This is a genomic window from Salinactinospora qingdaonensis (assembly GCF_039539445.1).
GTDB lineage: Bacteria > Actinomycetota > Actinomycetes > Streptosporangiales > Streptosporangiaceae > Salinactinospora > Salinactinospora qingdaonensis.
The window spans coordinates 70,458-88,548 of sequence record NZ_BAABDD010000010.1; the positions used below are offsets into that span (position 1 = coordinate 70,458).

Here is an 18,091-nt window from a genome sequence, read left to right on the forward strand (position 1 = left end):
TGGGGGAGCGGCCCCGCGGTTTGGCGACCGGTGCCGACACGCTTGGGGCCGGTACACGCCGCTGCCCGAGGCGCGGGCGCACGCCCCGGGCAGCGGTTGCGGTGCTGCGGGCTCAGCGCAGCCAGACGTCACCCTGGCGGGCGAATGCGACCTCGCCAGGCGCGCGCTGCTCGCGCAGCACACCATTGACCGGCAGCGTGCTCTGGGAGTATTTGGCCACCGCGTGGGCGACGCCGTCCGACATCTGGTCGACGCTCTCCCAGTTGATGTTGGTGATGTCGTCGTTGGGCGTGTGGTAATTCGGGTCGAACTCCTCGCCCGCGACACCACCGTAGTCCTTGACCTGCCGTTCGGTTTTGACGCTGCCGCCTCCGCTGAACAGGCCCCCAGCGGGGATGCCGGCCGCCATGAACGCACTGTAGTCGGAGCGTCCACTGAACGGTGTGGCCTCGGTGGCTAGGCTCCGGTTGGCGAAGTAGTCCTCGAACATCTTCTGAATCGCCGCGGAGCCGGCCGGTGGGGTGGTCGACTGCGCTAGTTCCCCGCGGCCGTCGTAGACGAAGCGACCGTAGTTGGGGGAGCCGAGCATGTCGAAGTTCAGGTACAGCGCGATATTCGCGCGCTCTTGCTCCGAGCGGCTCTCGACGTACTTGGTCGAGCCCACCAGTCCTTGCTCCTCAGTGCCCCAGAACGCGAAACGGACCTTGTTGACGGGCTGCTCGACCTCGGCGAACTGTTTGGCGACTTCCAGGATCGCCGCGCTGCCGCTGGCGTTGTCGTTGATGCCGGGGCTTGCCGGAGCGCTGTCGAGGTGGCCGCCCACGAGCACCACGTTGTCCGCGCGCCCCTGCGGGGTCTCGGCGAGGACGTTGTAGGAGGACTCCTCGCGGATCTCGCTTTTGATCCTGACGCGCAGCCGCAGTTGCTCACCTGCCTGGCGCAGTCGCTCACCCGCGGCCACGGACACCCCTACGACCGGAATCCGCGACAGGTTCGACACCGTGCCGCGGATCGGGCCCACGTCGGCGGGCTCGTCGGTGGCGCCGTGGTTGATGATGACGGCGGCGGCTGCTCCGGCCTCGGCGGCGTTGGCGGTCTTGGCCTCGAAGGTGCACGTACCGCGCTTCATGATCGCGATCGCTCCCTTGGGAAAGCCCGTGAAGTCCTCGGCCGCGCACCCGCTGGTGTCGCTGCCGGCGGCCACGAGCACTCCCCGAGCCGTCACGTCACCTGAGGCCGCATACTCCAGCGGCAGGAAGTCCTCGTCGCGGATGAAGCCGTGTTCCTTGGGCGCGCGCATGGTCAGGAAGGGGGCGGCGAGCTGGGTCCAGTACTCGTAGATGTAGGTGTGTTTCGTCGGCTGGTAGCCCGCCCGCTCCAGTTGGTCCATGACGTAGGCGGCGGAGATGTCGTAGCCCGAGGTGCCGTGGGCCCGGTTGCCCTCGTTGAAGTCGGCGATGATCTGGAGGTTCTCCATGTGGGCACGGACGTTGTCCACCGTGACCAGCTTGGGCAGTGGAGTGGCGTCGGTCTCGGCCCGAGCTCCCGTGGCGGTGCCCAGCGTGAGCGCCGCGGTGGCAAGGGCCAAGCCGGCGGCCAGCGCGCGCCGTCGGGCCGGCGTGCCCGAAGACGCAAGACGCCGAGGTTGACCAGTAGGTATGAGCACGATCGTCCTCCCTGACGAGATCTTCTGCTCAGTGCACTTTCACTAAAGGTGACGATTGAGACGCATAGGGTGGTAAATCGCATGCAGCCTGTCACTGTGTGTGTGCAGTGGGCAAGGGTCGCGTCGGTGATTGCCGCAATTAGCCCAAGTGCTGACGAGATCATGGCGTTCGCTGTTGCGCACCGGCGAGGCGGCGCCAGGGCGGGCTAGGTTCTGTTTTTCGGCACGGTCGGTGAGGGCAAGTGGTGGGCGGACGTGGGTGAGCGCGTCCGCCGGCGCCTCGCAGGTTGCCGAGATCGCGCGGCGATCGAGGCGTGAGTGGCCGAAGACCCCCCACGGCTCCGCACCTCAGCCGTTCGAAAACCAGAACCTAATCGTCGCTGTCGTCGTCGGTGTGGGGCTGGTGTTGGCGGGGTTTGCGGGCCACCTCGACGGCCCCCATCACGGCTATGCCTGTGACGTGGACGATCGGCGCACCGGGTTCGGTGACCCCGGCAGGCTTGCCGTCGGTGGCGAAGCTCCCCATGATGCCGACACCGTGGACGCGCACCTCAACGTCGTCGGGGACGATGACCTCGATCGCGCCCATCACCACGTTGGCGTAGATGGTCACCTCGCGCGCGGCGAAGCGGCTCTCCCGAAGGTCCAGACCGATCGCGCCCATCACAGTCATGGCCACGTAGGTCTCAGGGAGCGTCCAGGTGCCGGCACGTTCGGTCACGCCCATCAGCGCGGCCGAAAACCGGCCGCTCGCCCGCCCGCCGATCCGCTCTCGACCGTAGATCGGTCGGGGCGCCCCCGAAAGGCCGGTCAGCGCGGCGGCGTCGCCTTCGGTCGGCGATGGTGGCAGTGTCGGCAGGTCGCTGACGAGGGGGAGAAGTTCTCCGGCCGTCGTGGCGGTGTAGGTCGCTTCGAGACGCTCGGTGTGCTCCTGGGCAGTGATCCGGCCCTCGGCCAGCGCCTCGCGGAGCCGGTGGGCGATCCGATCGCGGTCGGCGTCGGAGACGCGCATCCGTGAAGTTGGGTTGCTCTCGTGGTCACCGTTGCTCGCTGCGCTCATATGCCGAGCCTTCCGTATCCGGCCGCGGCTCGAAAGCCCCTTGCCCCGCTGCGTGGGCCACACGGCGCGCGCCGCTGCTAGAACAGCCGGGGAACGTCGGACTCGATGCCGCGCAGCGCCTCGTAGTCGAGGGTGACGCATGAGATGTCGCGGTCGTTGGCCAACACCCGCGCCTGGGGTTTGATCTCTTGGGCAGCGAAGATCCCCCGCACTGGCGTGATCACGGGATCGCGGTTGAGTAGCTCAAGATAGCGGCTCAGTTGTTCGACACCGTCGATCTCGCCGCGCCGCTTGATCTCCACGGCCACCGTGTGGCCCTCCCCGTCACGGCAGAGGATGTCCACCGGCCCGATCGCGGTGGGGTACTCGCGGCGGATCAGCGTGTAGCCCTCTCCCAGCGTGGTGATGTGTTCGGCGAGCAACTCCTGCAAGTGCGCCTCGACGCCATCCTTGCGCAGGCCGGGGTCGACGCCCAGCTCGTGGGAGGAGTCATGTTGGATCTCCTCGATGGTGAGCACCAGCTTCTCGCCGGATTTGCCGTGGGTGACCGTCCACACCTTCCTGCCGCTGTCGTCTTCGGACTCCCGGAGCCGGCACGGCGGGTTCATCCAGTTCAACGGTTTGAAAGCGCGGTCGTCGGCGTGAATCGACACCGAACCGTCGGCCTTCATCAGGATCAGTCGGGGGGACATGGGCAGGTGGGCGGTGAGGCGGCCCACGTAATCGACGCTGCAACGGGCGATGACAAGACGCACGGCAGGTCACGTTACCGTCTCGCCCCGCTGCTGGGGAATTCGACAGCCCATCCGGTTTCCCGGGAGTGGCAGCCACGCCCGTCCTCCCCTGGGCGCTCCCGAGGTCACCGACTAGGGTGTTATCCCATGGTGCAGGAATTCCACAAGGTCGGAGTGGTCGGACTCGGAACTATGGGGGCGGGCATCGTCGAGGTGTTTTCCGCCGGCGGTTTCGAGGTGACCGGTGTCGAAATCGATGAGGCGGCGCTGGGACGTGGGCGAGCCCATCTGGAGAAGTCGTTGGCCAAAGCGGTGAGCAAGGGCAAGCTCACCGAAGATGAGCAGCGCGCTATCTTGGGCCGCGTCACGTTCACCACCTCCCGTGACCACCTCTCTGACGCCGACTTCGTCGTCGAGGCGGTCTCCGAGGACATCGCTGTCAAGCGTGAGGTCTTCACCGATCTCGATCACATCTGTCCGCCAGGAACCGTCCTGGCCACTAATACGTCCTCGTTGTCGGTCACCGAGATCGCGGCAATGACCCAACGCCCCACCAAGGTCGTTGGCCTGCACTTTTTCAACCCCGCTCCCGTGATGAACCTGGTCGAGGTCGCCGGTACGGTCATCAGCGAGGAGTGGGCCGTCGAGATCGCCACCGAGATCGCCAAGCGGGTCGGTAAGACCCCCGTGGTCGTGTCCGACCGTGCCGGCTTTGTCGCCAACGCTTTGCTGGTGCCCTACCTCAACCACGCGGTGTCGGTCTACGAGCGCGGCATCGCTTCGCGCGAGGAGATCGACTCCGCCGTGGTCAAGAGCGCCGGGATGCCCATGGGGCCGCTGGCGCTGCTCGACCTGATCGGCATCGACGTGGCCCTGGCCGTCATCGACGTCCTCTGGGCGGAGTTTCGCGGGCCGCGTCACGCGGTCGCGCCGCTGCTCCGGCGCATGGCTACCGCCGGTCTCCTCGGGCGCAAGAGCGGGCGCGGCTTCTACGACTACTCGCGCGACGAGCCCCCCGAGGAGCAGCCCACCGGACCGATCGCGCGGCGGGTACGCGCCAAGGAGGCTGGCTTCGACCTCGCCGATCTGCTGCTGTTGCCCCACCTTGACGACGCGGTCCGCATGGTGGGTGACACCTACGCCACCGCCGAGCAGGTCGACACCGCTATAAAGCTCGGCTGCGGTTACCCCAAGGGGCCGATCGAGCTGCTCAATGCGCGCGGTATCGAGTCGGTCGTCACGGGCCTGCGCGCCATGATCGATATGGGGCTCGTGCCCGCTGATAGTCCGGCCCCACTGCTGAATTGGCTACGGCACGAAGGGCATGACACCCTCCGCGACGTCGACTAACGGCTCGTGATCGGTATCACCCTCGCCCCGAGCTCGTCCAGGGCGAGGAACGTCCCTTTATCCTGGGAAGGGTGAGTCCGCGCCGTAACACTCCCCGCCGTCGCGACCGGGGCCCCAAGCGACCCGAAGGTGACGACGATTCGTTCATCGACCGGGTTACCGGTGGCCAGCGTCGTGTAACCGGTTCTGACGGCGAGTGGGTGATGCGGCACATCAGCGGGTCCGCCGCCGTGAAGCACTACCGCTGTCCAGGCTGCTACCAGGACATCCCACCGGGGATGCCCCACATTGTGGCGTGGCCGGCCGGCAGCAAGGGAGAGGAGCGCCGTCACTGGCACTCCTCGTGCTGGCAGCGGCGCGAGCACCGTTCCGTGCGTTACCCGCGCCGCTGACCCCCTCTCTGGGCTTAAAGCCGTGGCCGCGCCGGCGCGGCCACGGCTGACCGCGATTGAAGAGGTGTTATGGAGATCCGTGCCAGTACGGTGCTGCCCGCCCGCCGCCGCGCCGTCACCCTGCACACCGCCGACGGCCTGCGCCTGGTGGGGGAGTTGGCGCTGCCGGCCGAGGCCGACCCGGTCGCCACGCTGATCTGCTTGCATCCGCTGCCCACCGCCGAGGGCATGATGGACAGTCACGTGCTGCGCAAGGCGTCGTTTCGGCTTCCCGCGTTGGCCGACACCGCGGTCGTGCGTTTCAATACCCGCGGCACGACCTCCCGCCACGGCACGAGCGAGGGCACGTTCGGCGAGGGAGAGACCGAGCGCTACGACGTCGCTGCCGCCATCGAGTTCGCCGAGTTCGAGGGGCTGCCCCGGATCTGGCTCCTGGGGTGGTCGTTCGGGACCGAGTTGGCGCTGAAATGGGGGTGCGACCCCGAGGTCGAGGGGGCGGTCCTGCTGTCGCCGCCGTTGCACCGCGCGGGCGAGGAAGATCTGGCGACGTGGGCCAAGTCGGGTAAGCCACTCACGGCGCTCGTGCCCGAGTTCGACGACTATCTGCGTCCAGACCAGGCGCGGGAACGTTTCGCCGCCGTCCCGCAGGCCGAGGTTGTCGGGGTGAGCGGAGCCAAACACCTGTGGGTGGGCGAACCCTACGTGCGTACCGTGCTCAACGAGATCGTCGCCCGCGTCGTACCGGGCGCGGTCCCGCTGCCGACGGAGTGGGACGGTGCCTATGACAAGGACGTGCTGTGACCGCCTGAGGCTCCGCCGGCTCGCGTGAGGGGGCATCCGTCCGGGCGGGTCAGGTTCTGTTTTGGCAGGGCGGTGGGCAGACGTGGGTGAGCGCGTCCGCTGCCGCCTTCGCCGGATGGCGAGCTCGCGCAGCGATCGAGGCACGAGCGAACACCTCCACGGCACCCACCCCAGCCGCCCGAACAGAACCCAGCCGGGCGTGGGGCCGTGACGCGGCGTGGCCCTGGGCGCGCTTGCCTGGCTGACTGCCGTCCCCAGGGGAGCCGCACCACACTCAGGTCGGCGAGAGCCGGTCCTATGAACGCGGTTTCGTGCCCTCTGCGGGGGCTTCTCGGGTGGGGCCGCTGTCGTGAGGCCGGCCCGGCCGGTTGGGGCAGCCGCGACCGTTTTTCGCCGCCGGCGTCCGGACACAAACGATCACCATGACGCGGGGCCCGGTCCGTACGGACCGGGCCCCATCGTTGTCTCGCAGTGGGGGAGGGGGCGTTACTCCTGCCACCAGTCCTCGTCGTCGGCGGCGGGCTTGGTGCTGGAGCTCGCGGCCACCGGCTGCTTCTGCCCGTTCGCTCCTTCAGAGGAGGCTTCGGCGGGGGCCTGCTGCTCGTTGCCCTCGATGGCTGCCGGCTCCTCCGCGGCCGGGGCCGCCTTCGGGGCCGGCGCTTGCGGCACCGAGTTGAAGTCGCCGCCCGCGCTGCCGCCCAGCAGTTGCCGGAGCTGCTGGAGGTGCGACTGGATGCTGTCGCGCTGGCGGGTCAACTCGTCGACCTGCTGGCGTGCCGCGGTCAGGATCTGGTCGGCTTCGGCCTGGGCGTCGTTGACCAGGTGCTCGGCCTTGGACTTGGCCTCGCTGCTGATCTGCTCGGCCTGCTTCTTGGCGTTGGCGACCACCTGCTTGGCGTGCTGCTCGGCCTCGCGGCGCGTCTGCTCGGCCTGGGAGCTGGCCTTGGTGGCGCGCTGTTCGGCGCTGGCGGCCCGCTCTTCGGACTCGGCGACGAGCTTCTGGGTGGCAGCCTGGGCGGCGGCGAGACGCTCGGCGTCCTGGCGTTCGGCCTCCTCGCGCCGGTTGGCCAGTTGCACCTCGAATTCGGCCTCGTCCTGAGCCCGCTTGGCCTCGCTTTCCTCAAGCGTGCGCTGGGCCTCGGCCCGCATCTCATCGGCTTGGCGCTTGGCGGCTTGCAGGGTCTCGTCGCGCTCGCGCTTGGCGGCGGCACGAGCCTGGGCGCATTCGCGCTCAGTGGTGGTGCGCAGCTTGGAGATCTCGCCCTCGAAGTTGGCGCGCTTCTCGGCGATCTCGTGGTCGGCTGCCGAACGCCGCTTCTGCACCTCGCGTTCGGTGGTGGAGGTGAGGTCGTCGGCTTCGCGGCGAGCGGTCGTGCGGATCTCCTCCGCCTCGTTCTCGGCCGCCGTGCGCATCTCCTCGGCCTCGCGCTGGGCCGTGGAGCGCAGCTCGGTGGCCTCGTTCTCGGCCGCCGAACGCATTTCGGCGGCCTCGACCTGGGCCTTGGCCTTGATGTCGTTGGCGGTGGCCCCGGCGTCTTGCACGAGCTCGGTAGCCTGCTCCTCGGCCAACCGGAGGAGTTGCTCAATATGGGCGCCCAGGCCCGCGTAGCTGGGTTTGTCCTGTTCCTGGAGTTGGCGCTTAGTTTCGGTCAGCTCCTGCTGGCTCTTTTCAGCTTCCTCCTTGGCGCGCTGGAGGTCGCTCTTGAGCTGTTCGATGTACGTGGTGACCTGGGTCCGGTCGAAGCCGCGGAGCACCACATCGAACTCGGTGGGTTGACTGCTTTCCTCGAAGAAGTTGCTGAGCTGCGCGTCAATATCGGACGACATGTGGCGGAATCCTGAACGGGTTACGAGACGGCTACATTACGGATGTGCGTACGTTTCGAGTCGCGGCGCTAGCGTCACAGCGTCCGGATGATGAACCCGGTATCACGCTGTAATCCGGTGGGTACTTCACTGGGAGCGTACTCCGACGGACCGATTTGCGTGATGGGGTTCACGCCATTGGTACGAAAGGAGACGCTTCACTTGTGTTGCGACGCTGCGTGGCGGGCTCGAAATCGACAAGCCTGAACCAGCGGGGGGAACAGGTGGTGCGTCCAAGAGAAGCTTGGCAGTTAGCAGACTTTATCAAGTCAAAGCTGGTGGGGAAGGGGTTTCGCTGTAAAAATCCCTCGATTCCCGATGGGGGGGACTTTCGTAGCCCACGCGCTGACGTGCGGAAATGAAAAATGTGACGGTTGCGTTACACCTTCCTCGAAGCGGGCATCGTAGGCTCAGAGTGTTTTCTCAGATTTCGCTGCGCTGTCGTCGGCGGCCTCGACGAGCTCGGTCAGCACCCCGCCACAGTCCTTGGGGTGCAAGAAGGTGATCCGTGAGCCCGCCGTCCCGTGCCGTGGTTCCGGATCGAGGACGCGGACGCCGCGTTGTCCCACCGTCTCGGCGGTAGCGGCCACGTCGGCTGTACCGAATGCGACATGGTGGACTCCCTCGCCATTGCGCTGCAAAAACTTCGCCACAGGCGAGTCGTCGGTCAGCGGCTGGAGGAGCTGCACGCAGGCCCAGTGGCCGTCCGCGGTGCCGCCCACGCGCAGCATCGCTTCGCGTACCCCTTGCTCCTCGTTGACCTCTTCATGAGCCACCTCCAGTCCGTAGACACGGCGGTAGAACTCCGCAGTCGCCTCGAGGTCGTGGCAGGCGATCCCCACATGATCGATCCGGGTGAGCATAGTGGTCAGCCTCTCCGCAGCAGGGAATGAGCTGTATGTATCGTGTCAGATCAGGCGAGACGAACGGTTGGAGGCCCGTCCATGTCCGGTTCTGTCATTGTCAGCGGAGCTCGTACTCCCATTGGCAAGCTCATGGGGTCGTTGGCCGGGTTCCCGGCCGTTGACCTGGGAGCGATCGCCATCCGCGCGGCGTTGGAGCGCGCCGGCCTCACCGGGGAGCACCCTGACTACGTGATCATGGGGCAGGTTCTCCAGGCCGGCCAAGGACAGATCCCCTCCCGGCAGGCTGCGGTCAAGGCCGGTATCCCGATGAGCGTGCCTTCGTTGACCATCAACAAGGTGTGCCTGTCCGGTCTGGACGCGATCGCTCTCGCCGATCAGCTCATCACCGCAGGCGAGTTCGACATCGTCGTGGCCGGCGGGATGGAGTCCATGACCAACGCGCCGCACCTGCTGCCCAAGGCGCGTCAGGGGTACCGCTACGGCGCCGTCGAGGTGCTCGACGCCACCGAGCACGACGGTCTCACCGACGTCTTCGACGCCGAGTCCATGGGGGCCTCCACCGAGCGCTACAACGCCCGTCTCGGGCTCACCCGTGACGTCCAGGACGCCTATTCGGCCCGCTCCCACCAGCGTGCCGCTGCCGCCATCAAGGACGGTCGCTTCGACGCCGAGATCGTCGAGGTCTCGGTCCCCCAGCGCAAGGGCGAGCCGCGCGTCTTCAGCGAGGACGAGGGGGTGCGTGGCGACACCTCCGTGGAGTCGCTGCAACGGCTGCGCCCCGCCTTCTCGCCGGAGGGCACCATCACCGCCGGCTCCTCCTCGCAGATCTCCGACGGTGCCTGTGCCGTGGTGGTGATGCGCCGCGAGCGGGCTGAGGAGTTGGGGTGCGAGATCTTGGCTGAGGTCGGCGCGCACGGCAACGTCGCCGGCCCTGACAACTCGTTGCACTCCCAGCCCTCCGGCGCCATTCAACGGGCGCTGCGGCGCTCGGGCCGCCGCACCGACGACCTCGACCTCGTCGAGATCAACGAGGCGTTCGCCAGCGTGGCCGTGCAGTCCATCCGAGATCTGGAGGTCGCGGAGGACATCGTCAACGTCGACGGCGGCGCTATCGCTTTGGGGCATCCCATCGGTGCCTCTGGGGCGCGCATCGCTGTGCACCTGATTCACGAGCTGCGCCGCCGCGGGGGCGGGTTGGGCGCCGCGGGGCTGTGCGGTGGCGGTGGCCAGGGCGACGCGCTGCTGTTCGACGTCACCTCGGGGTAGCCGGCCATGCGCGCCATCGAGCCCGCGACCCTGACCGCCCGCGTGCTGGGCGGGGAGAGCCGCGCGGTCGCCCGCGCCGTCTCGTTGGTGGAAAACGCGGGCGGACAACTGCGCGAACTCATGGCTGCCCTGGCTCCCCACACCGGTGGCGCGCGGGTGATCGGCCTCACCGGCTCGCCCGGTGTGGGCAAGTCCACCTCGACCAGTGCACTGGTGAGTGCGTTGCGCCGGCGCGGCGAGCGCGTGGGAGTTCTGGCGGTGGACCCCTCGTCTCCCTTCACCGGTGGGGCGTTGCTCGGCGACCGGGTCCGCATGCAGCACCACGCCGCCGATCCCGGCGTCTTCATCCGCTCTATGGCCAGTCGTGGGCATTTGGGCGGGCTCTCGTGGGCCACCCCGCACGCCCTGCGGGTGCTGGACGCGGCGGGATTCGAGACGATCCTGGTCGAGACCGTCGGGGTCGGCCAAGCCGAGGTCGACATCGCCGCCCACGCCGACACCACGGTCGTGCTGCTCGCCCCCGGGATGGGCGACGGGGTGCAGGCCGCCAAAGCCGGGGTCGTGGAGATCGCCGACGTTTTCGCCGTCAACAAAGCCGACCGTGAGGGGGCGCATGCCACAGCGCGTGAGCTACGTCAAGTGGTGAGCCAGGTCCCGCGCGCCCCTGGCCAGTGGCGCCCGCCTGTGGTGAGCACCGTCGCCGCCCACGAGCAGGGGATCGACGACCTCCTTGCCGCTCTCGACGAGCACGACACGCACCTCACCATCTCCGGCGAGCGGGAGCGCCGCCGGTTGGCTCGGGCGCGCGAGGAGGTTGAGGCGATCGCGATGAGCGCCCTGCGCGAGCGCCTCGCCCGGCCGCTGCGGCCCGGTGCCGCCGATCTCGCGGAGCTGGCCCAACAGGTGGCCACCGCCCGGATCGACCCCTACACTGCGGCCGACCGTCTCCTCGACACCTTGGGGTGAGCGGCTGGGACCGAACGCGCGGACGGGCCCCACAGCCGCCCGCGCGCCGGCCGTGGACCCGAAGCCGGCATTGGCGTCGGGTCCACCCCGGGGCAGGGGCTGGGAGAGACCAACTGCGCCCCGCCCCGGTCCAGTCAGAGCCTAAGGCTGCTCTAGCGCTGCGTCGATGGCTGTTATCAAGCTGCCCTGCGCGTCATCGCCGTCCAGCGACCACGCCATGATCCCGCCGAGGCCCTGCTGCTTGGCCCAAGCCACCTTCTGTTCCATAGCAGTGGGATCGTCATAGGTCCAGAAGGTGGTGCCGTCGTAGAGCCAGGCGGTGCCCGCCGCCTCGTCGCGGTAGAGCGTGTAGCCGCTCAGATCCTTGATATTTTTGTAGTCGTCGATCCCGTCCTCGTAGGGACCGGACGCCGCTCCGGTGGCGGACTGGTGCAACCCGTCGCCGTCGGGGCCGGCGGGCACGCCTGTCCAGCCGCGGCTGTAGAAGGGCACGCCCATCACCATGTCCGCGGGGTCGGCGCCGCGGTCGACGTAGGCCTGCACGGTCTCCTGCATGCTGTAGGTGCGCGGTCCCGGGTCGTTGGGGATGGGTGTGAGGTTGGACTGGTGGTTAGTGGTGTCCTCCCACGCGCCGTGGAAGTCGTAGCCCTGGAGGGTGATGAAGTCGAAGTCTTCCATGAGGGCGGCGACCTCGTAGCCGGCCTCGATCTTTTCGGGGTCGGCGGCCATGAACGAAGTGAGCTGGTAGTCCTGGCCGGTCTCGGTCGCTAGGGCGTCGAGTTGGTCGCGGAACTCCTGCACCAGTGCGGTGAAGTTCTCCTTGTCCTCGGGCCGATAGGTGTTGTCGGGGTGGCCCGCCGAGCCCGGCCACTCCCAGTCCAGGTCGATGCCGTCGAACACGCCTGCGGCTGCACCGGTTCCGCCGGCGCCGTCGATCACCGGCAGGTTGCCGCGCAGGTACATGTCGATGCAGGAGCTGACCATCTGCTCGCGCGAGTCCTGGGTCAGCGCTGCGTCGGAGAGGTTCTTCGACCATGTCCAGCCGCCGATGGAGATGTGCACCCGCAGGTGGGGGTGCTTCTCTTTGAGCTCGCGCAGTTGGTTGAAATTACCGCGCAGGTCCTGGCTCCAGGAGTCGGCCGTGCCGTCGACACTGTCGGCGGCGCTGAAGGAGCGTCCGTAGTCGGCGTAGGCGTCGCCCTCGCCGGTCTGGTTGGCCATGAAGCACTGTCCATCGGCCGAGACGTTGGCGAAGGCGTAGTTGATGTGGGTGAGCTTTTCGGCGGTCCCGCTGGTGTCGACGTCCTTGACCAGGTAGTCACGGGCGTAGATGCCCCATTGGGTGAAGTAGCCCACGCGACGGTCGTCGCCGGGGCCGGAGGGGTCCCCGCCGTTGTCGGTCTCGGTGCGGGTGGTTACCGCCGCGCTGGCCGCCGAGCGGTTGCCGGCGGCGTCGTAGGCGCGCACGGTGTGGGTGTACTCGGTGTCGGGGCTCAGCCCGCCGACCGTGGCCGAGGTGGTGTCCCCGACGAGGGCGCGCACCACCTCGCCGGTGCCGTCCAGGATCTCGTAGCCGGCGACGGCAACGTTGTCGGTGGCGGCGTCCCAGTCCAGGGTGATGCTGGTGGCGGTGGTCGCCGTCGCGGTCAGGGCGGTGGGAGCTGTGGGCGCTTCGGTGTCGTCGGGCGCCTCTCCTGAGCAGGGGGCATCGTTGATGAGGCAGGTCACGGGGGCGGTTTCGCCGCCGGAGAAGGAGCCGTTGAACCCGATGCCGTAGCTGCCGCCGGCGGGGACGTCGGCGCCCCAGCTCGGCGGGGTCACGATGTAGGTACCGCCCGAAGTTTGCAGCTCAGCGTTCCACAGGCTGGTCACTTCGGCCCCGTCGGGCAGGGTGAACTCGATGGTCCAGTCGGTCAGGGCGGCGTCGCCGTCGTTGTTGATGGTGAGCTGGCCGCTGTAGCCGGTCTCCCAGGTCTGCCCTTCGGTGTAGATCACGGAGACGTCGGAGCTGGCAGCCGTAGCGGGTGTGGCAACCAGTGGAAGGGCGGATAGCGCTAGAGCGAGAGCAGCCGCAGTCGCCGCTCGGATTCGGGGGGTTCTCAACTGCGTTCGTCTCCTACTTCGTCAGCAGGGTGGCAAGATCGCGGCCGGTGCCGGGCGGGGCGCCCGGAGGGGGCCGCAGGGCCGACCGTGTCGGCCGGATGTGCGGTGCGGTCGTGGGGAGGGGACGGTGGGATGGGGGAGCTCGGGCGCTGTGCCGGTCACCACCGCTGGGGAGGGGCATGTGACCTCCATCCGGTGAGCGCCAAATTTTTAGGAAACTTAACTAATAATTTCTGTAGGGGGCAATGGGTTCTCCTGCGGCGTTCCCCTGTCATCGTTGCCGGGGGAGCGAGGATGCTGCCTGGTCTGGCTGTCGAGCTGGACAGGTCTTCCGGCGGGGAAGCGGGAGGCGAATTGGCCGAATCCGGCCAGGCGTCGTCTCTTGACAGAGATCGCGGACCGTGAAGCCCGGCGTGAAGTCGATACAGTGTGACTTGTGGGTAACCCGCTTAATCTTCCGTTCGACCCCATCGAGCGCGCCCATGAGAACTGGAGGGCGCACTGGGGGGCCTCGCCGGCGATGGCCGCGGTCACCTCGGTTATGCGAGCCCAGCAGCTTCTCATCGGTCAGCTCGACGCCACCCTCAAACCCTTTGAGTTGACGTTTGCGCGCTATGAGGCGCTGGTGCTGCTGACGTTCAGCTCCACCGGCGCGCTCCCGCTCGGCAAGATCGGCGAGCGGCTCATGGTCCACCCGACAAGCGTCACCAACACCATCGACCGGCTAGAGCGTCAGGAGTTCGTACGGCGTAGGCCCAACCCCAGCGACGGCCGCGGCACGCTCGCGGAGATCACCGACACCGGGCGCGATGTCGTCGAGCGCGCCACCCGCGAGCTCCTGGCGATGGACTTCGGCCTCGACTGCTACAGCGAAGAGGAGCTGTGGCACGTCCACGAGCTGTTCGTCAAGCTCCGGGTGAGCTTTGGGGACTTCCCCGAATCCGCGGCGCGGGAGCGCCCCCGCGCCTAAAGCGTCGCGGCCCCTGCGGCGCCCGACCCGCCCCAGGGGAGGTGGGCACGCACGGTTAGGGAGATCCCTACTACCAGATTTTAGTTGGAAGTCCTACTATCGGAGTATGGCTGAGGAGGACATCGAAGCGGGCCGTGCCCGTTGGCAACGACGCTACGACGCCGCCCGCACGCGCGAGGCCGACTTCACCACCCTGTCGGGCCGACAGGTCGAACCGGTCTACGGCCCGCCGCCGGGAGCTGAGGTTCCCGGCTTCGACCGCATCGGCTGGCCGGGCGAGTTCCCCTTCACCCGCGGCCTCCACCCCACCGGCTACCGAGGACGCACCTGGACGATCCGCCAGTTCGCCGGGTTCGGCAGCGCCGCCCAGACCAACGAGCGCTACAAGATGATCCTGGACTCGGGGGGCGGCGGGCTCTCGGTGGCCTTCGACATGCCCACTCTCATGGGGCGCGACTCTGACGACCCTCACGCCTTGGGGGAGGTCGGCCACTGCGGGGTCGCCATCGACTCGGTCGCCGACATGACGACCCTCTTCGACGGGATTCCCCTCAGCGACGTCACCACCTCGATGACCATCAGCGGCCCCGCCGTGCCGATGCTGTGCATGTACCTCGTCGCCGCCGAGCGGCAGGGAGCCGACATCAGCCGGCTCAACGGCACGCTACAGACCGACATCTTCAAGGAGTACATCGCCCAGAAGGAGTGGCTCTACCCGCCCGAGCCACACCTGCGCCTCATCGGCGACCTCATGGAGTTCTGTAGCCGCGACATCCCGGCCTTCAAGCCCCTGTCGGTGTCGGGCTACCACATCCGTGAGGCCGGGGCCACGGCCGCCCAGGAGTTGGCCTTCACCCTCGCCGACGGTTTCGGCTACGTGGAGGTGGGCCTGTCGCGCGGACTCGACGTCGACACCTTCGCCCCCGGCCTGTCCTTCTTCTTCGACGCCCACATCGACTTCTTCGAGGAGATCGCCAAGTTTCGCGCGGCCCGGCGCATCTGGGCCCGCTGGATGCGCGACCGCTACGGCGCCCGCAGCGAACGGGCACAGTGGCTGCGGTTCCACACCCAGACGGCCGGAGTCTCACTGACCGCCCAACAGCCCCACAACAACGTGGTGCGCACCGCCCTGGAAGCGCTGTCGGCCGTGCTGGGGGGCACGAACTCCCTGCACACCAACGCCCTCGACGAGACGCTGGCCCTGCCCACCGAGCACGCCGCCGAGATCGCGCTGCGCACCCAGCAGGTCATCATGGAAGAGACCGGTGTGACCAACGTCGCCGACCCTTTGGGCGGCTCGTGGTACATCGAAGCGCTCACCGACCAGATCGAGGCCGACGTCGAACGAATCCTCGGCCAGATCCTGGAGATGGGCGAGCCGCGGCCGGCCGAGCGCGCCGTGGCCGCGGACCCCCGCTTTGCCACCCACCCCATCGGCCCTATGACTTCAGGCATTCTCGCCGGCATCGCCAACGGTTGGTTCAGTTCCGAGATCGCCGAGTCGGCCTTCGCCTACCAGCGGGCTGTGGAGAAGGGCGACAAGCGCATCGTCGGCGTTAACTGCCACACCGGTACCGTCTCGGGTGAACTGGAGATCCTGCGGGTCAGCCACGAGATCGAACGGGAACAGACACGCACGCTCGCCCGCCGCCGGGCCGAACGGGACCGCGCCGCCGTCGACGCCGCCCTAGCGCGCCTGCTGCGCGCCACCCGCGAACCCGAACACAGCACCAACCTCATCCCGGTCATCATGGACGCCGTTCGCGCCGAGGCGACCCTCGGTGAGATATGCGCCACCATGGGGGAGGAATTCGGAAGCTACACCGAAGATCCGAAGTTCTAGCTCCCGCCCGGTCGAGCACACCTTGGCCACCGGCGTCGCTGGCCGACAGCCGCACCTCGGGCGGGTACGGCGCCTCGGCCGGCCGCGCTTTGAGCCCCGGCGGGCTCTTCTGGTCCTACGCGGTGTTCTCCCAGCACAACGCCCCATGGGCCAGCCGATGCCGGTTGGTCGAACTGTCGGTGAACACCCCGCCGCGCCGGCGGCCCACCCGCCACGCCCGAGACCGCGGGGCTTTCTGCGGGGCTTCTCGTGGCTGCTCAGGGCCATAGCCAGGCAATCCCCACCCGGAGAACCGCGGGGAAACGCCGCGGCACACCTGATCACAACCGATTGTGAAACGCCCAACCCCCGACACGACCCCGATTGCCCGCTGCCAAGGAGGCGAGGAAGGCAACGTGGTCGCCGCGGATACGGCAGGATGGGAAGTATGCAGCCTTCGGACTTCTCCACCAACAGCGCGGTCGATCTCGGTGCCCGTAAGGCGGCCCTGGAGCGGGAGGCCAAGCGGCAAGCCGAGCAATCCTCCGGCCAGGCTAATCCCTACGCGATCGACATCTCCGAGGAGAACTTCCAAAACGAGGTCCTGGAGCGCTCCATGCAGCTCCCGGTCGTTCTCGTGGTTCTGGCCAACTGGTCTGAACAGGCCAAGCAGGTCGAAGCGGCGCTCGATCGACTCGCCGTGGCGGCGGGCGGACAGTGGGCGCTGGCCAAGGTCGACAGCGAGGCCACCCCGCAGATCGCCCAGGCCCTGCGCGCCTCCACTGTTCCCATGGTCGCCATGGTCATCGGCGGTCAGGTCGTGCCCGGTCCCGCCGGCGCGGCGACCCAGGAGCAGTTGCGCGACTGGCTTTCCCAAGTCTTTGAAGGGTTGCGCAGCCAGGGTGTGCTACCCGAGAACTACTCGGGGCTGGGCCCTGCCGAGGAGGAACCCCAGCAGCAGGAACCCCAGCAGCAAGCGCAGAGCCAAGCCGACAGCGAGGCGGCCGAGGCCATCCAGCGCGGCGACTTCGAGGCGGCCGAAGCAGCCTTCACCAAGGCGCTGGAAGCCGACCCCGACGACGAGAACGCCAAGCTCGGGCTGGCGCAGGTACGACTGATCGGGCGCATTCGCGACCTCGACGTCGATGCCGTGCGCGCGGCGGCTGCCGAAAACCCCCAAGATGTCGACGCTCAGATCAAGGTCGCCGACATCGACATGTACGGGGGCAAGTTCGAGGACGCCTTCGATCGACTGATCGGCACCGTGCGCCGCACCAGCGACGAGGAACGCGACAAGGCCCGTCGCCACCTGCTCTCACTCTTCGAGGTCCTGCCAGGCGGCGATCCGCGCGTGGCCAAGGCGCGCCGCTCCCTGACCTCGGCACTGTTCTAGGGCACGGGGCGGCGCACGCCTAGGGTGGCCGGGACGGGGTAGGAAACGGCCACAGCGCAAGGAGCCGTGTCCCGAGCCGGGCGGTGGGCCGATGGTGTACGTGGTGACGATTTCGGCGACCTACGGTGCGGGCGGCAGCGTGATCGGCCCGGAGGTCGCCGAGCGTCTCGGGGTGGCCTTCCTCGACCGGGCCATCCCCACCGCTGTCGCCCGGGAGATCGGCTGTTCGCTGGCCGATGCCCTCGCCCACGACGACCAGGCCCCCACTGGCTTCGAGCGGCTGCTGGCCAACGCCGCCCAACTGCCCACCATCACCCTCGGCAGTGTGGACGCGCCCCTCGTCGGCGCCACCGACAACCAGGGGCGCCCCCTCTACGACCGCGAGTTCGTCGAACACACCGAGCGTGTGCTGCGCAAGGTCGGCGACAGTGGCGGGGTGATCCTGGGGCGGGCCGCCGCGATGGTGCTCTCCGGCCACCCCCACGCCCTGCACGTCCGCTTCGACGGCCCCAAAGACCGTCGGCTGCGGCGCGCCGTGGCCCTAGGCGAAACCGCGGCGGGCCACCCGCACTCCTCCGAAGGCACCTGGCAGCCGCCCAGCATGCGTGACCTTGAGGACAACGACCGCCTCCGCGCCTCCTACGTGCGGCGTTTCTACCGGGCCGACCCTGCCCATCCCGGTCACTACCACCTGGTCCTCGACACCACTGTGGTGGGGATCGGGACCTGCGTCGACGTGTTGGAGCGCCTGGCCCGCGAACGCGCGCGTTTCCACAACGGCGCACAGCCCTGACCGTCACCGGTTGCGTACCACTAGTGACACCGCGGCGACTCGG

15 protein-coding genes are annotated in these 18,091 nt (G+C 68.2%); 9 read left to right on the forward strand and 6 right to left on the reverse strand.

Annotated elements, in window-relative coordinates; genetic code table 11:
* Positions 1 to 112: 112 nt before the first annotated feature.
* The 3 genes from ABD848_RS12710 to nucS form a co-directional block, all read right to left on the reverse strand.
* A complete protein-coding gene (locus tag ABD848_RS12710) occupies positions 113 to 1,666 on the reverse strand; it encodes a M20/M25/M40 family metallo-hydrolase (RefSeq protein ID WP_344971328.1) in 1,554 nt (517 codons plus the stop codon).
* A 370-nt stretch (positions 1,667 to 2,036) separates the two neighbouring features.
* Positions 2,037 to 2,726, reverse strand: a complete 690-nt coding sequence (locus ABD848_RS12715; RefSeq protein ID WP_344971331.1) for a DUF1707 SHOCT-like domain-containing protein — start codon at positions 2,724 to 2,726, stop codon at positions 2,037 to 2,039.
* A gap of 77 nt (positions 2,727 to 2,803) precedes the next feature.
* Positions 2,804 to 3,481, reverse strand: a complete 678-nt coding sequence (gene nucS, locus ABD848_RS12720) for an endonuclease NucS (RefSeq protein WP_344971333.1) — start codon at positions 3,479 to 3,481, stop codon at positions 2,804 to 2,806.
* Positions 3,482 to 3,607: 126 nt separating this feature from the next.
* Here nucS and ABD848_RS12725 point away from each other — a divergent pair, with 126 nt between their 5' ends.
* From ABD848_RS12725 to ABD848_RS12735, 3 genes are all read left to right on the forward strand, one after another.
* Positions 3,608 to 4,810, forward strand: a complete 1,203-nt coding sequence (locus ABD848_RS12725; protein ID WP_344971335.1) for a 3-hydroxyacyl-CoA dehydrogenase — start codon at positions 3,608 to 3,610, stop codon at positions 4,808 to 4,810.
* Between the two features lie 71 nt (positions 4,811 to 4,881).
* Entirely contained in the window at positions 4,882 to 5,202 is a 321-nt protein-coding gene (locus ABD848_RS12730; protein WP_344971337.1) for an ATP/GTP-binding protein, read from the forward strand.
* Positions 5,203 to 5,271: 69 nt separating this feature from the next.
* Positions 5,272 to 6,003 carry an alpha/beta hydrolase gene (locus ABD848_RS12735; RefSeq protein WP_344971339.1) on the forward strand — a complete coding sequence of 244 codons (732 nt, stop codon included), beginning with the start codon at positions 5,272 to 5,274 and terminating at the stop codon, positions 6,001 to 6,003.
* Between the two features lie 486 nt (positions 6,004 to 6,489).
* Here the strand turns inward: ABD848_RS12735 and ABD848_RS12740 are convergent, their stop codons facing one another.
* On the reverse strand, positions 6,490 to 7,830 hold the full coding sequence (locus ABD848_RS12740; RefSeq protein WP_344971341.1) for a DivIVA domain-containing protein: 1,341 nt from the start codon (positions 7,828 to 7,830) through the stop codon (positions 6,490 to 6,492).
* Between the two features lie 449 nt (positions 7,831 to 8,279).
* Positions 8,280 to 8,732, reverse strand: a complete 453-nt coding sequence (gene mce, locus ABD848_RS12745; RefSeq protein ID WP_344971343.1) for a methylmalonyl-CoA epimerase — start codon at positions 8,730 to 8,732, stop codon at positions 8,280 to 8,282.
* 81 nt (positions 8,733 to 8,813) lie between these two features.
* On the opposite strand from mce, the gene ABD848_RS12750 reads away from it, so the two are divergent.
* Both ABD848_RS12750 and meaB read left to right on the forward strand, forming a co-directional pair.
* Positions 8,814 to 10,001, forward strand: coding sequence for an acetyl-CoA C-acetyltransferase (locus ABD848_RS12750; protein WP_344971345.1), 1,188 nt, complete (start codon positions 8,814 to 8,816; stop codon positions 9,999 to 10,001).
* A gap of 15 nt (positions 10,002 to 10,016) precedes the next feature.
* Entirely contained in the window at positions 10,017 to 10,967 is a 951-nt protein-coding gene (meaB, locus tag ABD848_RS12755; RefSeq protein WP_425567530.1) for a methylmalonyl Co-A mutase-associated GTPase MeaB, read from the forward strand.
* Positions 10,968 to 11,108: 141 nt separating this feature from the next.
* Here the strand turns inward: meaB and ABD848_RS12760 are convergent, their stop codons facing one another.
* A complete protein-coding gene (locus ABD848_RS12760; RefSeq protein ID WP_344971349.1) occupies positions 11,109 to 13,070 on the reverse strand; it encodes a glycoside hydrolase family 18 chitinase in 1,962 nt (653 codons plus the stop codon).
* Between the two features lie 436 nt (positions 13,071 to 13,506).
* Between ABD848_RS12760 and ABD848_RS12765 the strand changes: the two genes are divergently transcribed.
* The 4 genes from ABD848_RS12765 to ABD848_RS12780 all read left to right on the forward strand — a co-directional run bounded on the left by ABD848_RS12765 (position 13,507) and on the right by ABD848_RS12780 (position 18,048).
* Positions 13,507 to 14,040 carry a MarR family transcriptional regulator gene (locus tag ABD848_RS12765; RefSeq protein ID WP_344971351.1) on the forward strand — a complete coding sequence of 178 codons (534 nt, stop codon included), beginning with the start codon at positions 13,507 to 13,509 and terminating at the stop codon, positions 14,038 to 14,040.
* 106 nt (positions 14,041 to 14,146) lie between these two features.
* Positions 14,147 to 15,883 carry an acyl-CoA mutase large subunit family protein gene (locus ABD848_RS12770; protein WP_344971353.1) on the forward strand — a complete coding sequence of 579 codons (1,737 nt, stop codon included), beginning with the start codon at positions 14,147 to 14,149 and terminating at the stop codon, positions 15,881 to 15,883.
* A 427-nt stretch (positions 15,884 to 16,310) separates the two neighbouring features.
* Entirely contained in the window at positions 16,311 to 17,255 is a 945-nt protein-coding gene (locus ABD848_RS12775) for a tetratricopeptide repeat protein (protein ID WP_344971355.1), read from the forward strand.
* Between the two features lie 91 nt (positions 17,256 to 17,346).
* Positions 17,347 to 18,048, forward strand: a complete 702-nt coding sequence (locus ABD848_RS12780; protein WP_344971357.1) for a cytidylate kinase-like family protein — start codon at positions 17,347 to 17,349, stop codon at positions 18,046 to 18,048.
* The last annotated feature ends 43 nt before the right edge of the window (positions 18,049 to 18,091 follow it).

What these genes read in the sequence shown, in the direction of transcription:
- ABD848_RS12715 (WP_344971331.1), bottom strand. Translation starts at nt 2,726, where the DNA reads ATGAGCGCAGCGAGCAACGGTGACCACGAGAGCAACCCAACTTCACGG.
- ABD848_RS12725 (WP_344971335.1), top strand. Translation starts at nt 3,608, where the DNA reads ATGGTGCAGGAATTCCACAAGGTCGGAGTGGTCGGACTCGGAACTATG.
- ABD848_RS12735 (WP_344971339.1), top strand. Translation starts at nt 5,272, where the DNA reads ATGGAGATCCGTGCCAGTACGGTGCTGCCCGCCCGCCGCCGCGCCGTC.
- ABD848_RS12740 (WP_344971341.1), bottom strand. Translation starts at nt 7,830, where the DNA reads ATGTCGTCCGATATTGACGCGCAGCTCAGCAACTTCTTCGAGGAAAGC.
- mce (WP_344971343.1), bottom strand. Translation starts at nt 8,732, where the DNA reads ATGCTCACCCGGATCGATCATGTGGGGATCGCCTGCCACGACCTCGAG.
- ABD848_RS12750 (WP_344971345.1), top strand. Translation starts at nt 8,814, where the DNA reads ATGTCCGGTTCTGTCATTGTCAGCGGAGCTCGTACTCCCATTGGCAAG.
- ABD848_RS12770 (WP_344971353.1), top strand. Translation starts at nt 14,147, where the DNA reads ATGGCTGAGGAGGACATCGAAGCGGGCCGTGCCCGTTGGCAACGACGC.
- ABD848_RS12775 (WP_344971355.1), top strand. Translation starts at nt 16,311, where the DNA reads ATGCAGCCTTCGGACTTCTCCACCAACAGCGCGGTCGATCTCGGTGCC.
- ABD848_RS12780 (WP_344971357.1), top strand. Translation starts at nt 17,347, where the DNA reads ATGGTGTACGTGGTGACGATTTCGGCGACCTACGGTGCGGGCGGCAGC.